Here is a 13,942-nt window from a genome sequence, read left to right as displayed (position 1 = left end):
CAGGTGTGAGGACGGAGGGCGGCGGGGTTCCGTCCCGCCGCCGTTTGTCACGCCGCGCCCGGTTTCACGCGGCGTCCTGTCCGCGCGCCGCGTCGCGCAGGGCGGTCCAGATCCGCGAGGGCGTCATCGGCATGTCGGGCAGTTTCGCCCCGCGCTGCGCCAGCGCGTTGTCGATCGCATTGGCGAGCGCGGGCATCGAGCCGACCGTGCCGCTTTCCCCCGCGCCCTTGACCCCGGTCGGGTTGGTCGCGGTCGGCACGGGATGGCTCCCGGCCTCGATCGAGCAATAGTCGGAAATCCGCGGCATCGCGTAATCCATGAAGGAGCCGGTCAGGATCTGGCCGTCCTCGTCATAGACCATGTCCTCCATCAGGATCTGGCCCGCGCCCTGCAACACGCCGCCGTGGAGCTGGCCCTTCACGATCATCGGGTTGATCTCGAACCCGACATCGTCGACGAGCACATGGGAAATCACCTCCACCGCGCCGGTCTCCGGGTCGATCTCCACCTCGCAGACATGGCAGCCGTTCGGAAAGCTCGGTCCCGAAAGCTCGCTGCGGCCGAAGACGTGAAAGCCGGCCTCCGTCCCCGCCGGCAGCATGTCGGGGGAGAAGGCGGCGCGCACCACCTCCTGGAAGGTGACATGCTGTTCGGCGCCCGAGACGGTATAGACACCCTCCGCGAAGGAAAGATCCTCGGGACCGACCTGCAACAGGTTCGCGGCGATCCCGCGGCCCTTTTCCACCGCCTTGGCGATGGCGTCCTCCACCGCGGCGGAGGCGAAGGCGGCGGTGCGCGAGCCGCCGGTGCCGACCCCGTCCGCGATCACGCGCGTGTCGCTTTCGACCACGGAGATCTCGGCGCCGTCATAGCCGAGCCGCTGCGAGACATATTGCGCGAACAGGGTCGAATGCCCCTGTCCGTGGTTCGTGGTGCCAGCGAGCACCCGCACCGTGCCGTCCTCGGCAAACTTGAGCTCCGTCGTCTCGTACCCCGCCGAACCGGCCGTCTCGATGCACATCGCGACGCCGATGCCGCGCAGCCTGCCCCGCGCCTCCGCCTCGGCCCGGCGGGCGGCAAAGCCCGCGTAACCGGCGGCGGCGATGGCCTTGTCGAGCACGGCCTCGAACTCGCCGCAATCGTAGGTGAAGGTCAGGGCGGTCCGGTAGGGCAGGGCCTCCGCCGGGATCAGGTTGCGGCGGCGGATCTCCACCGGGTCCATGTGCAGGTCTCGCGCGGCCTGATCGACCATCCGCTCTATGACATAGGCCGCCTCGGGTCGTCCCGCGCCGCGATAGGGCGCGACCGGCCCGGTGTGGGTCCAGACGCCGACCGCCTCCACATGCATCGCCGGGATCGTGTAGGGCCCGGCCATGGAGCCGAGGTTGAGGATCGCGGGGGCGAGGCCGAAGAAGCCCGCGAACGCCCCGATGTTGGAGGTGGCCTCCGCCCTGAAGCCGAGGAACCGGCCGTCGTCGTCATAGGCGAGCGTCGCCTCGATGATGACGTCGCGGGCGTGGTCGTCGCCGGTCAGCATCTCCGTCCGGGTGGCGGTCCACTTGACCGGCCGCCCGAGCCGCTTCGACGCCCAGCCCACGAGCGGCATTTCCATGTTCATCGAACCCTTGAGCCCGAAGGAGCCGCCGACATCGCCCGGCACCACGTCGACCTGATCGGGCGTCACGCGGAACACCTCCCGCGCGAGCATGTCGCGGAAGGAGAAGGAACGCTGCACCCCGCCGTAGATCGTGTAATGGTCCCGGCCGGCGTCGTAATCGCCGGTGCAGGAGCGCGGCTCCATCGGGTTGGCGTGGATGCGGTTGATCACCAGCCGGTCGGTCACGACACGCGGCGCGGCGGAGAGCGCCTTCGCCGTCGCATCGGCATCGCCCGCGCGATAGACGAAGACCTCGTTGCGCGGGAAGTCCTCCCAGACCAGCGGCGCCTCCGCGTCGCGGGCGGTGGCCGTGGCGGTCGCGGCAGGCAGCGGGTCGAGGTCGAGCTCCACCATCTCCGCGGCGAGCGCGGCGGCGGCGGCGGTTTCGGCCACCACCATCGCGACCGGCTCGCCGACATAGCGCACGCGGTCGGTCGGAAGCGGCCGGCGCCCCGGATTGACAAAGGGCACGCCGTCCGGCCGGAGCAGCGGCGTCTTCATCACGATACCCGGATTCGCGACCTCGCCCAGACCGTCCGCCACCCAGTCCGCGCCGGTCAGCACGGCAAGCACGCCGGGCATGTCGAGCGCCGCCTCGCCGTCGATGCCGTTGATCGCGGCATGGGCATAGGGGGACCGGACGATCGCCGCATGGGCCTGTCCGGGCAGGTTGACGTCGTCGGAATACCGGCCGTGCCCGGTCAGAAGGCGGTCGTCCTCGTGACGGGGATTGGCTTCTCCTGGACTGAACTTCATCTTCGTTCCTTCCTCGCTGTTTCGGCACCCTTCGGACGGCACGCCCGTATCGGAGCAGGAATCGGCTCCGAAACCAAGGGGTTTGGCCGGGTGCCGCGCAATATTTGTGCCACGGCCGGCGCGCGCCGGGGGGGAGGGGGCGGGCCTATCACGGCCCGGCCGGCGCCTCCCCGAGGTCGAGCAGGATGCCCTCCATCCCCGGCACCGGGCAGGGATAGATCTCCGTCACCCGCGGATCGTGCCCCGGAACGAGGCGGTCGTCGCTTCCGGCGAGCCGCCGGCAGGTCCGCAGCCCGCGCAGCATCCGGCGCATGTCGTGGAAGACGAAGAAGGGGCGCTCGCCCTCCATCTCCTCGAAGAGATGCACCGCGTCGCTCGCGAGCAGGACCGGACCGCGCCGCGTCTCGATCCGAAGCGCCATCTGTCCGGGCGCATGGCCGCCGATCAGGATATGGTCGAGACCCTCCGCGAAGGCGCCGTCCTCGGCGATGATCCGCAGGCGGCCGGCGTGGAGCAGGCGCACCAGCGCGCAGACGTCCTCGCCGTGATAGCTGTGGCGGAAGAAGTCGAAGCTCATTTCCTCCCCGGTCAGCGCGCGCATCTCCTCGGCATGGATCCAGAAGGTCGCGTTCGGGAACTGGTCGAGATTGCCGACATGGTCGGGATGGGCATGGGTCAGGATCACGTCCCGCACCGCGCCCGCGTCGATCCCGGCGCGCGCCAGCAGCGTCGCGGGATCCCCCGCCCACGCGCGCCCGAGCCTGCGGCACGCCTCTTCCGAGAAGCCGGTGTCGATCACGACGACACGCTCCCCCTGCACCGCGTACCAGAAGAAATAGTCGAAGCCCGTCGTGCTCTCCGCCTCGCGGCCGTCGACATAGGTGAGATGCGCCGGGCGGCGCTCCGGCTGGCGGGCATAGCAGACGGCGAAAAGCTCCCAGGCAGGGGGTGTCATGGCGGGTCTCCCTTCGGAATGTGGCGGTCGGTGTCAGGTGCGCGGATAGTCCTCGAGCAGCATGTCGGAGGCCTTCTCCGCGATCATCGTGGTCGAGGCGTTGGTGTTGCCCGAGGGCGTGGTCGGCATCACCGAGGCGTCGATGACCCGCAGCCCCTCGATGCCGCGCAGGCGCAGGCGCGGATCGACCACGGCCTTCGGATCGTCGGCGGCCCCCATCGTGCAGGTCCCGACGAGGTGATAGGCGGTGGAGCCGTATTGCCGGACGTAGTCGAGCCATTCGTCCTCCGTCGCGGGCGGCGTCTTCGGCAGTTCCATCACCTCGACATAGTCGCGCATCGCCGCGCCCGTCAGGATCCGGTGGCAGCGCCGGATCGCAGCGATGGTGATCGCCCGGTCGCTCTCCTCGCCCAGGTGGTTGGGCTGGACCAGCGGCGCGTCGCGCCAGTCCGCCGAGCGCAGGCGGACATGGCCGCGGCTCTCCGGGCGCAGCCGCCAGCCGCCCGAGGTCACGCCGGGGAAATCGTCGAGCTTGCGCGTCAGACCGGCCTTGAGGCTCGCCGGGGTGAAGGTCACGCAGTAATCGTTGTCGGCGGTGCCCGGCTGCATCTTGCAGAAACCGTAGACCGACATCGAGCTCATGCCGAGGATGGAGGGCAGGTCGAGCAGCCATTTCGCCACCTCCCCCACGAGGTTCAGCCCGCGCGAGAGCTGGTTCACGGTCTTGTAGCGCGGCTTCACCCGCGCCACGACGCGGCAGGCATAGTGATCGGAGAAATTCTCCCCCACCGGCAGGTCGCGCAGCACCGGGATGCCGTGCTCCTTCAGCAGCGCCGCCGGACCGATGCCGGAAAGCTGGAGCAGTTTCGCAGTGTTGGCCGTGCCTGCGCTGACGATGGTGCAGCGCCGGGCGGTGACCGTCTCGGCCCGGTCGCTGCCCTCGCGGGAGAATTCCACACCCGTGGCACGACCGTCCTCGACAAGGACACGGCGCACCTGCGCGCCGGTGATGACGCGCACGCCGAGTTCCCGGCGCGCCGGGTGCAGATAGGCGCGGGCCGAGCTCGACCGCTGGCCGCGATGGATCGTGGCCTGGGCGTAGCCCACGCCCTCCTGGACGCGGCCGTTGTAATCCGGATTGGCGGGGATGCCGTCGGCCTGCGCCGCGGCGATGAACGCCTCGCACAGCGGATCGCGGCGCGGCTGGCGGCTCGTTTGCACCCGCCCCTCCCGGCCGCGATAGGCCGGGTCGGCATCACCGTCGCGGAAACGTTCGTACTTGCGGAAATAGGGCAGGACGCTGTGGTAGTCCCAGCCTTCGGCGCCGCGGCTGGCCCAGAGGTTGAAATCGCCCGCCTGTCCGCGGCTGTAGACCATGCCGTTGAGCGAGCTGCCGCCGCCGATCATCTTCCCCTGGATGAGCGGGATCGTGCGGTTGTTCGTGTTGGGCGCGGGCTGGTGTTCGAACTTCCACAGCAGCCTGTCGTTGGTCGATGTCTTCACGATCCCGGCGGGGATGCGGATGTAGATGTTGCGGTCCTCCGGCCCCGCCTCGAGCACGCAGACGCTGTGGCCCTTCTCCGCCAGGCGATAGGCAACGATGCAACCTGCGGAGCCTGCTCCGACGATGACGAAATCGAATTCTTCCATGCCTTGCCTTTCCCGTGTTTCTGCTGCCCGGCCCGTCTCGGGGCGACGCTCGGGGGCGCGCAAACGCTGTGCCACGGACCCGGCAGATCCCTGCGCGGGACCGGCCGCGGCGGCGGAATGGCGGCGCGGCGGTCCGGGCGGGAGGGCTGGCACAGCGTTTGCGTGCTCCCGGAGTGCCGGGTCACGACGTCCGGCGCGGACCGGGAGGGACGGGCCGCGCAGCGGAGGGAGGGCCGGATCAGCCGGCGCGGATGTGCCGGGGGCGACATTCACAGGGAGGAAGATCACATGGGAACTACGGGAACTACGCTGAGACATGCGATGGCCATCGGGACGATGGCGGGGCTTGCCGCCGCCGCACCGGCCACGGCACGGGATCTGACCTACGCGATCGGTTTTCCGACGGGCAGCACGCCCGTCAATGCGCTCGAGAAGGTGGTGACCTACGCGCAGGAAAACCACGGGCTCAACATCAAGCTCTTCCCAATGTCGCTGCTCGATCTGCGGCAGACGCCGCAGGGCATCGCCGACCACATGGTCGACATGGGATGGGCGACCTATCAGTACCAGCCCGCCGAATTCGCCAACAGCAACCTTGCCGCGGCGATGAACATGCTCGCGACCGCCGACACCGAGGCCGCGGTGGCGAGCTTTGCCATGGCGGGGGCGGTGTCCGAATACGTGATGCTGCACTGCCCGGAATGCGTGGCGGAATTCGCCACCCAGAACCAGGTCTACCTGGGCGGGCACTCGACCGGCGTCTACATCACGCAATGCACGCGGCCGGTCGTGGAGAAGGCGGATTTCCGCGGCCTCAAGGTGCGCACCGCGGCGCCGAGCTGGGCCCGCTGGGCGGAGGCGATGGGGGCGACCAGCGTCACGATCTCTGCCAACGAGGCCTATGACGCGCTGTCGCAGGGCGTGGTCGACTGCGTGTTCTTCGCGCCGACCGAACTGGTGAATTTCCAGCTCACCGACGTCGTCACCGACATGACCACGGCGGTTCCGGGTGGGGTGTTCCCCGGCGTGGGCGATGCCAACACCAATATCGACACCTGGCGCGACATGACGTCCGAGGAGCGCGCGGGCCTCATCGACACCGCCGCCTATCTCGTCGCGGAGGGCACCTGGGCCTATGTCCAGGCTTCCGAAGAGGCGATGGACATCGCCAGCGAGGCCGGGATCGAGATCCACGAGCCCTCGGACGAGCTGCTCGAGGCTTCCGCGGCCTTCGTCGAAGAGGACAAGCCGGTCATCATCCAGGAATTCGTCTCCAAATACGGCGTCTCCGACGCGGAGGAAAAATCCGTCGTCGTGGCCGACCTGATCACCAAGTGGAAGGATCTGACCGCCGACGTGGAGTCGGCGGAGGCCCTGCACCAGATCTACTGGGACGAGATCTATTCGAAGCTCGACCCCGAAGCCTACGCGATGCAGTGAGCTGATCCGATGCGCCGCCCGGCCCGGTCCGGGCGGTCCGCCGACATCCCTTGCGAGGAGGGCAAGATGATAGCGAAGTTCGAAAGGTTCGTGATGGGCCTGTCGCGGATCGCGACCTTCATCGGGGCGATCGTGGTCGTCCTGATGATGGTGCACGTGACGGCCGACGTGGTGTCCAAGTTCGTCTTTTCACGGCCGCTCCCCGGCACCACCGCGCTGGTGTCGAACTATTACATGGTGGTGGTGACCTTCCTCTGCCTCTGCGTCGTCGAGGCCCGCAACGGGCATATCGACGTCGAGCTCGTCGCGGAACACTTCCCGCAGCGCGTCCAGCGGATGCTGACGGCGCTGGCGCTGGTGATCGGGCTGGTGGTCTTCGTCGCCTTCACCTGGAAGACCTTTTCCGTGGCCAACGACAAGCTCTCGGTCGGGGCGTTCGAGACCGAGCAACGGGTGAAGATCATCACCTGGCCGTCCTATTACATCGTGCCGGTGGGCACCGGGCTGATGGCGCTCATGATCCTGAGCAAGCTGCTCGGCCGCCGCTTCGACCTGAAGCGTGAAAGCCTCGCGGAAAGCTACGAGCGCGCCAACGAGGTCGCCACATCCGAGGAAAACCGGGAGGCGCAGGAGAAATGACGCCAGCTGAAATCGGATATGCGGGCATCGCCGTCCTGCTGATGCTGATCCTTCTGCGGATCCCCATCGGCCTCTCGCTCATCCTCGTCTCCTTCTCGGGGCTCTGGATCCTCGTCGGCGAAAGTGCCGCCTGGGGATCGCTTGGCCTCATCCCCTACACATTCGCCGCCTCCTGGCAGCTCAGCTCCGTGCCGATGTTCGTGCTCATGGGCTTCGTCTGTTTCCATGCGGGGCTGACGAAAGGACTGTTCGACGCCGCCCGGCTGTGGCTCGCACGGCTGCCCGGCGGGCTCGCGATCGCGGGCGTGTTCGGGGCGACGGGCTTTGCCGCGGTCACCGGCTCCTCGCTCGCCTGCGCGGCGGCGATGGGGCGGATCGCCATCCCGGAGATGATGAAATCGCGCTACGATGCGGCGCTCGCCACCGGGAGCATCGCGGCGGCGGGCACGATCGGCGCGCTGATCCCGCCCTCGATCCTGCTGATCCTCTACGGCATCATCGCCCAGGTGCCCGTGGGCGCGCTGTTCCTGGGCGGGGTGGGCGTCGGCGTCCTGACGATGGTTGCCTATGTCGCCGTCATCATGGTGCGGGTGATGCTCAATCCCGATCTCGCGCCACGCTCGGACTCTGACGCGAGCTGGTCGGAGAGGCTGCGCGCGCTGGCGGAGATCTGGCCGGTGCTCCTGCTCATCATCGGCGTGTTCGGCGGGCTGTTCAGCGGCATGTTCACCCCGACCGAGGCGGGCGCCGTCGGCGCGTCGCTTTCGGTCCTGATCGCGCTGATCAAGCGCACGCTGACATGGAAGCGGATGTGGGATTCGCTCTACGAGACGCTGATGGTCTCCGGCTCGATCTTCATCATCGCGATCGGGGCCAACATGCTCACCCGCTTCATCGCCTTCAGCGGCTCGGGCGACGCGCTCGCCGCGATGGTCAGCGACCTCGGGGCGAACCGGTACGTGCTGCTGCTGGCGATCACCATCGTCTACCTGCTGCTCGGCATGTTCCTCGATCCCATCGGGGCGATGCTGCTCACGCTGCCGATCCTGCTGCCGATCCTGAAGGACACCGGCTATGACCTGTTGTGGTTCGGCGTGCTGCTCGCGAAATACCTGGAGATCGGGATGATCACGCCGCCCATCGGGCTCAACGTCTTCGTGTTGAAGGGGGTGGTCGGGAATTCCGCGAGCCTCAGCACGATCTTCAGGGGGATCCTTTGGTTCCTGCTGGCGGATCTCTTCATCGTGCTCGCGGTCATCGTGTTCCCGGAGATCGTCACCTACCTGCCCTCGCTGCTCAAATGACGCCGCCGCGAAAGCGGCGGCGGGACCGCCACCGTCCGGCGCGCGACTGCCCGGCCCACCGAAGGAGAGGACATCGGAATGACCGTCCATGACATCATTGAAAACCCGGAAAAATTCTACATCGACGGCGCCTGGACCGCTCCGTCGGGCACGGCGCAGATCACCGTCCTGAACTCCGCGACAGAGGAGGTCTTCGAGGTGGTGGCGGAGGCGCAGGAAGCGGATGTGAACCGCGCCGTCGAGGCCGCCCGCCGCGCCTTCGACCGGGGCCCGTGGCCGCGCATGTCCCATGAGGAGCGGGCGGATTACCTGCGTCGCCTCGCCGACGAACTCGACAAGCGTGCCGAGCGGCATGCGCGGATCTGGACGACCGAGTCGGGCGTGCTGCATTCCATCGCGGCGGCGCGGATGGGCTCCATCGCCGCGACCTATCGCTATTATGCCGACCTGGCCGCGACCTATCCGTTCCAGGAACGGCACCCCTCCGCCTCGGGCGGGGAGCTGGCGCTCCTGGTGCGGGAACCCGTGGGCGTGGTGGGGGCGATCGTGCCCTGGAACGGCACGCCCGGCCTGATCACGAGCAAGGTGGCGCCGGCGCTCCTCGCGGGCTGCACCGTGATCGTGAAGGCCTCGCCCGAGGCGCCCGGCTCCGCCTATATCCTTGCCGAGGCGGCCCATGCCGCCGGCCTGCCCGAGGGCGTGGTCAACATCCTCACCGCCGACCGCGAGGTCTCCGAAAAGCTCGTCGCCCATCCCGGCGTGGACAAGATCGCCTTCACCGGCTCGACCGTGGCGGGAATGAAGATCGGCGCGATCTGCGGCGGGCGCATCGCGCGGCAGACGCTCGAACTCGGCGGCAAGTCCCCCGCGCTGATCCTCGACGATTACGACGTGGAGACGGCGGCCCGCACGATCACGGAAAAGGCGACCTTCCTCACCGGGCAAGTCTGTGCCTCGCTGACCCGCATCCTCGTGTCGCGGTCGCGCCATGACGATCTCGTGGAGGCGCTGAGCAGCAATTTCGCCACGGTGAACGTGGGCGACCCCTTCGAGAGCGCCTGCCAGATGGGGCCGCTTGCCATGAGCCGCCAGCGCGACCGGGTCGAGGGCTATATCGCCAAGGGCAAGGACGAGGGCGCGGTGCTTGCCACCGGGGGCGGCCGCCCGGCGCATCTCAACCGCGGCTATTTCGTCGAGCCGACCGTCTTCGGCAACGTCGAGAACAGCTTCACCATCGCGCGCGAGGAGATCTTCGGTCCGGTGCTGTCGGTCATTCCGGTGGACGGGGAACGCGAGATGATCGACGTGGCGAACGACACGAATTTCGGCCTGAACGCCTCCGTCTTCACCAACGATTTCGACAAGGCCTATTCGGTCGCGCGCGAGATCCGCTCCGGCACGGTCGGGCAGAACAGCTATCGTGCCGAGCTTGGCCTCGCCTTCGGCGGGTTCAAGCAATCGGGCCTCGGGCGCGAGGGCGGCACCGAGGGGCTGCACCCCTATCTCGAGACGAAGGTGGTGGTGCTCGACGGGATGCCGTCGAACGCGGGCCGCATCGCCGGCTGAGACGACGACAGGGGGAGGCGCGCGGCGGTCCCGCGCGCCTTCGGTTTTCGAAAGGGGGGTCACCATGAAAGTCAAAGCCGCGATCGCCACCGGACAGCTTCAGCCGCTGGTGGTGGACGAGGTCGATCTCGACGGCCCGCGCGAGGGCGAGGTGCTGATCGAGATCCGGTCCGCGGGCCTGTGCCACACCGACCAGATGCTGATCGACGGATCGCGCGACTGGCCGAATTACCCCGTGATCCTCGGGCATGAGGGCGCGGGCATCGTGCGCGAGGTCGGCCCCGGCGTGACCCGGCTGAAACCGGGTGACGCGGTGATCCCGCTGGCCATGCCGGAATGCGGCACCTGCCCGGCCTGCCGCAGCAGCAAGAGCAACCTCTGCGACGAATATTTCAAGCCGCATCCGCGCGCGCCCTTCTCGTGGAAGGGGCGGCCGGTCACCTCCTTCATCAACCTCGGCACGTTTGCGCAGTTCATGACCGTCCGCGCCTTCCACGTCGCGAAGATCCGGTCCGACGCGCCGCTCGACCAGGTGTGCTGCATGGGCTGCGCGGGCGTCACCGGCATCGGCGCGGCGCTCAACACCGCGCGGGTCGAACCCGGCTCTTCGGTCGCGATCTTCGGCTTGGGCGGCATCGGACTCAACGTCATCGACGGCGCGCGGCTGGCGGGGGCGACGACGATCATCGGTATCGACACCAATACCGACAAGGAAGCCCCGGCGCGCCGGGCGGGCATGACCCATTTCCTCAACGCCCGCGACTTCGAGGGCGACGGCGTCGTGGAGGCGATCCGCGAGATCACCGGCGGCGGGGCGGATTACGGATTCGAATGCGTCGGCCATCCGGTGCTGGCGCAGCAGGCGGTGGATTGCACCCGGATCGGATGGGGGACCACGGTGCTCATCGGGATCATGCCGGGCAGCATGACGGACACGATCCCGATGCGGCCGCGCTCCATCCAGGCGGGACGTTCGGTGATGGGATCCTATCTCGGCAACATCAAGTCGCTGTCGCAATTCCCCGATCTCATCGACTGGTATGTCGAGGGCAGGCTCACGCAGGACAACCTCATCTCGCATCGCATCGGGCTCGAACAGATCAACGAGGGGTTCGAGCTTCTCGCCTCGGGACAGGCGCGGCGGGTCGTCATCGACTTCTGAGGCCGCGCCCGGCGTTCAGCGGGGCGGGCAGAGCGCGTCCACGAGCGGCGCGACCGAGGGCGCATGCGCCAGTCCCTCGACCGCCGCGAGCACCTGATGCACCTGCGCCGCCGGCAGGCGGTCCACCGGCCAGAGGCTTTCGAGCTTCCCGGCAAGCTCGGCCTGCGACAGCGGGTTGTCGGGATGGCCCTTCGGATGGTCGCGGCTGGCGGTGAACTCCTCCCCTCCGGCGGTCGTGACGGTGATCCGGGTCCGGTTGCGCGACGGGTAGGCCCGCGTCATCTCCGGGTCCTCGCGCACCTCGATCCTCTGCATGAAGCGGCGCAGCTCCGGGTCGGCGAGGCGGCCGGCGGCATAGTCGCCGGACGTCAGCCGTCCGGTCGTCAGCGCGACCCCCACGGTGAAGGGCAGGCTGTGATCGGCGGTCTCGCGCGTCTCGGGGGCCCAGCGGGTCGGATCCGCCCCCATCATCCGCACCGCCGCCTCATAGGTGTCGATCCGCACCCGCGCGATCGCGGCCGTGCCGATCCGGCCGGCAAGGTCCAGCGCGGCATCGACGGCGGACTGGCCGTGATAGCAGACGGGATAGGCCTTCAGCCGGGTCTCGAGCAGCCGCGGCCTGTCCGGCGCGGTCTCGCGGAGCCCGAAAGGGCCGAGCACGGTGCCGAGCCCGCCCTTGCCCTCGAAGACCGCGGTCGGCCCGGTGATCCCCTCGCGCGCGAGCAGCGCGGCGAAGACGCCGTTGCGCGCCGCGTTCGGGCCGGCGCAGGCCTTCCAGTCCGACAGCGTGCCGCAGCGCACGTTGTAGAGGTTGAGATTGGCCCCGACCGCGAGGGCGATGGCATTGCCGGTGGCCGCGACGTCCAGGCCAAGGAGACGGCTCGCCCCGCCCGCCGCCCCGAGCGCGGCCGCGGTGGACTGGTCGAGCCCCTTCGGACCGAGCGCCGTGGCGTCGCACAGGCCGCAATAAAGCTCGTAGGCCGCCACGATGGCCGCGATGAGCGTTCCGCCGGGGGTGTCCTCCGCCTCGGCCAGCGCGATGAGGGCCGGGATCATGTCGCTCGGATGGCCCGCGGAGGCGCCGAGGAACGTGTCGTTGAGATCGAGATAGCGCAGCGTCGCGCCGTTGCAGAAGCCCGCCATCTCGACCGAGCTGCGCAGCTCCGTGCCCCAGATCCGGGCGGTGTCGCCCCCGCCGCAGCGTCCGGCGATCTCCCGCATCCGGGCGCAGAACGGTTCGTCGAAGGCGCCCATGGCGCAGGCGATGGCATCCACGATCCGGCGCTTTGCCTGGGTGACGGTGTCCTCCGTGAGGACATCCGGCGTCAGGCGCGCGACAGTTTCGGCAAGGCGGATGGTGGTGGCGTCCATGTGTTCTCCCCCGGACAGCAGATCTGGGGAGGATCAGCGCAAACCCCGTGCCGGAGCCCGGCGGACCCTCAGCGGCCTTCGCGGAGATAGAGCCAGTCGATGAGGAAGGGGATGCTCGGCACGACGATGAAGATCCGCGTGATGTGGAAGGCGGTGATCAGCGCGACGTCCATTTCGAGGAATTTCGCGGTCAGCGCCATTTCCGTCACCCCGCCGGGGGTCGAGGCGAGCACCAGCAGCTCCCAGGGCATGTCCAGCAGCCAGGCGATCCCCGCCGCGATCAGGGCGGCGACGACGATGAACAGCAGTGTCGAGACCACCGAGGCAAAGACCAGCCGCCCGGCGGAGGTGAACAGCGCCCGGCGGAAGTTGGACCCGAGCCAGGTGCCGAGGACCACCTGCGCGCCCCAGAGGACGACGGAGGGATAGGGCGCCAGCTCGATCCCCGCCGCGGTCACCGCCGAGCTCAGGGCGAGCGGGCCGAGGAAGAAGGGGTTGGAGATCTTCAGCTTGCGGAACACGAACATGCCGGCCACGCAGAGGACGAGAAGCACCAGGAGGCTGTGAACGTCGAAGACGGTGTTCATCGGCCGGGCGGAGCGGCCGAGTTCCCCGTCGATGAAGAAGATCGCCATCGGGATCAGCACGACCACGGTGGAGATCCGCATGGTCTGCGACAGGATGATCGGCGCGGGCGGGAAATCGTAGCGCTCCGCGATCACGGCCGCTTCGACCGGGCTCGTCGGCAGCGTCGCGATCAGGGCCGAAGACAGGCGGATCCGGGCCATGCGGGACAGCAGGAGAGCGATGGCGAAACCGACCAGGATGATCACCAGCGCCATGCCGATCAGCAGCGGCGCCATTTGCAGCAGGGAGGCGAAGACGGCGGGGGAGAAGGACAGCCCCACCTGGGAGGCGACGATGCCCTGTCCGAAGGGGCGGGTCTGGACCGGGATCCGCACGTCCATCAGCCCCGAGAAGGTGAGCGCGGCGGTGGCGACGAGCGGGCCGATCATCCAGGGAAGCGGCAGGCCGAGCCTGAAAAAGAGATATCCGCCGGCGGCGGCGAGGAGATAGACGAAGGCGGTCTTCAGAGATCGGACAGTTTGCGGCATCGAAACCTTGACTACGGGGACCCGCGCCGGCGCGGCACGGGCGGAATGGGACCGGTTCCGATGGCATCGGAGACGCGGGGGGAGCGGCGCCCCGGCGGGACGGGTGTCCCTGCCGGCGAACGATCGGTCCATCCGCTGAGCGGGCGACTGAGGGCACGCGCATGTGGCGCATGTGCCGGATTTTCCCGCAATCGCCATGCCAGCCGGCAGCGCCGCGCGCAGCGGGCGCCCTCGGGACTGCCGGCACCGGTGTGCGCCCTCTATGGCATGGCGATTGCGACTTTCCAAGCGTTCCGGATCGCGGCGGTCTCGGTGTCGGTCCCGGCG

General features: G+C 68.7%; 10 protein-coding genes. 5 read left to right on the top strand and 5 right to left on the bottom strand.

Annotated elements, in window-relative coordinates; all coding sequences use genetic code 11:
• Window positions 1-64: 64 nt before the first annotated feature.
• The 3 genes from P73_RS22545 to P73_RS22535 form a co-directional block, all read right to left on the bottom strand.
• A complete protein-coding gene (locus P73_RS22545; RefSeq protein WP_043872163.1) occupies window positions 65-2,413 on the bottom strand; it encodes a xanthine dehydrogenase family protein molybdopterin-binding subunit in 2,349 nt (782 codons plus the stop codon).
• 148 nt (window positions 2,414-2,561) lie between these two features.
• Window positions 2,562-3,368 carry an N-acyl homoserine lactonase family protein gene (locus P73_RS22540; RefSeq protein WP_043872162.1) on the bottom strand — a complete coding sequence of 269 codons (807 nt, stop codon included), beginning with the start codon at window positions 3,366-3,368 and terminating at the stop codon, window positions 2,562-2,564.
• Between the two features lie 33 nt (window positions 3,369-3,401).
• Window positions 3,402-5,018 (bottom strand): GMC family oxidoreductase, encoded by a 1,617-nt coding sequence (locus P73_RS22535; RefSeq protein ID WP_043872161.1) that lies wholly within the window; start codon window positions 5,016-5,018, stop codon window positions 3,402-3,404.
• A 288-nt stretch (window positions 5,019-5,306) separates the two neighbouring features.
• Between P73_RS22535 and dctP the strand changes: the two genes are divergently transcribed.
• The 5 genes from dctP (at window position 5,307) to P73_RS22510 (ending at window position 11,129) form a co-directional block, all read left to right on the top strand.
• Window positions 5,307-6,458, top strand: coding sequence for a TRAP transporter substrate-binding protein DctP (gene dctP / locus P73_RS22530; RefSeq protein WP_158401974.1), 1,152 nt, complete (start codon window positions 5,307-5,309; stop codon window positions 6,456-6,458).
• Between the two features lie 66 nt (window positions 6,459-6,524).
• Window positions 6,525-7,097 (top strand): TRAP transporter small permease, encoded by a 573-nt coding sequence (locus tag P73_RS22525; protein ID WP_158401973.1) that lies wholly within the window; start codon window positions 6,525-6,527, stop codon window positions 7,095-7,097.
• Window positions 7,094-8,401 (top strand): TRAP transporter large permease, encoded by a 1,308-nt coding sequence (locus P73_RS22520; RefSeq protein ID WP_043872159.1) that lies wholly within the window; start codon window positions 7,094-7,096, stop codon window positions 8,399-8,401. Before P73_RS22525 ends, P73_RS22520 begins: the two co-directional genes overlap by 4 nt.
• 78 nt (window positions 8,402-8,479) lie before the next feature.
• Window positions 8,480-9,967 carry an aldehyde dehydrogenase gene (locus tag P73_RS22515; RefSeq protein WP_043872158.1) on the top strand — a complete coding sequence of 496 codons (1,488 nt, stop codon included), beginning with the start codon at window positions 8,480-8,482 and terminating at the stop codon, window positions 9,965-9,967.
• A gap of 64 nt (window positions 9,968-10,031) precedes the next feature.
• Window positions 10,032-11,129, top strand: coding sequence for a zinc-binding dehydrogenase (locus P73_RS22510; RefSeq protein WP_043872157.1), 1,098 nt, complete (start codon window positions 10,032-10,034; stop codon window positions 11,127-11,129).
• Window positions 11,130-11,144: 15 nt separating this feature from the next.
• Here the strand turns inward: P73_RS22510 and P73_RS22505 are convergent, their stop codons facing one another.
• Entirely contained in the window at window positions 11,145-12,500 is a 1,356-nt protein-coding gene (locus P73_RS22505; RefSeq protein WP_052453641.1) for an MmgE/PrpD family protein, read from the bottom strand.
• A 68-nt stretch (window positions 12,501-12,568) separates the two neighbouring features.
• Window positions 12,569-13,615 carry an AbrB family transcriptional regulator gene (locus P73_RS22500; protein WP_052453640.1) on the bottom strand — a complete coding sequence of 349 codons (1,047 nt, stop codon included), beginning with the start codon at window positions 13,613-13,615 and terminating at the stop codon, window positions 12,569-12,571.
• Window positions 13,616-13,942: the final 327 nt, after the last annotated feature.

This window comes from Celeribacter indicus (genome assembly GCF_000819565.1).
In the GTDB taxonomy this organism is placed as follows: Bacteria; Pseudomonadota; Alphaproteobacteria; order Rhodobacterales; family Rhodobacteraceae; genus Celeribacter; species Celeribacter indicus.
The sequence above is the reverse complement of the archived record's forward strand: the minus strand, read 5'-3'. Positions and strand labels throughout refer to the sequence as shown.

Excerpts from the sequence above, each read along its gene's own strand:
- P73_RS22525 (WP_158401973.1), top strand. The coding sequence starts at position 6,525 with ATGATAGCGAAGTTCGAAAGGTTCGTGATGGGCCTGTCGCGGATCGCG.
- P73_RS22515 (WP_043872158.1), top strand. The coding sequence starts at position 8,480 with ATGACCGTCCATGACATCATTGAAAACCCGGAAAAATTCTACATCGAC.
- P73_RS22540 (WP_043872162.1), bottom strand. The coding sequence starts at position 3,368 with ATGACACCCCCTGCCTGGGAGCTTTTCGCCGTCTGCTATGCCCGCCAG.
- P73_RS22505 (WP_052453641.1), bottom strand. The coding sequence starts at position 12,500 with ATGGACGCCACCACCATCCGCCTTGCCGAAACTGTCGCGCGCCTGACG.
- P73_RS22520 (WP_043872159.1), top strand. The coding sequence starts at position 7,094 with ATGACGCCAGCTGAAATCGGATATGCGGGCATCGCCGTCCTGCTGATG.
- P73_RS22545 (WP_043872163.1), bottom strand. The coding sequence starts at position 2,413 with ATGAAGTTCAGTCCAGGAGAAGCCAATCCCCGTCACGAGGACGACCGC.
- P73_RS22510 (WP_043872157.1), top strand. The coding sequence starts at position 10,032 with ATGAAAGTCAAAGCCGCGATCGCCACCGGACAGCTTCAGCCGCTGGTG.
- P73_RS22500 (WP_052453640.1), bottom strand. The coding sequence starts at position 13,615 with ATGCCGCAAACTGTCCGATCTCTGAAGACCGCCTTCGTCTATCTCCTC.
- P73_RS22535 (WP_043872161.1), bottom strand. The coding sequence starts at position 5,018 with ATGGAAGAATTCGATTTCGTCATCGTCGGAGCAGGCTCCGCAGGTTGC.
- dctP (WP_158401974.1), top strand. The coding sequence starts at position 5,307 with ATGGGAACTACGGGAACTACGCTGAGACATGCGATGGCCATCGGGACG.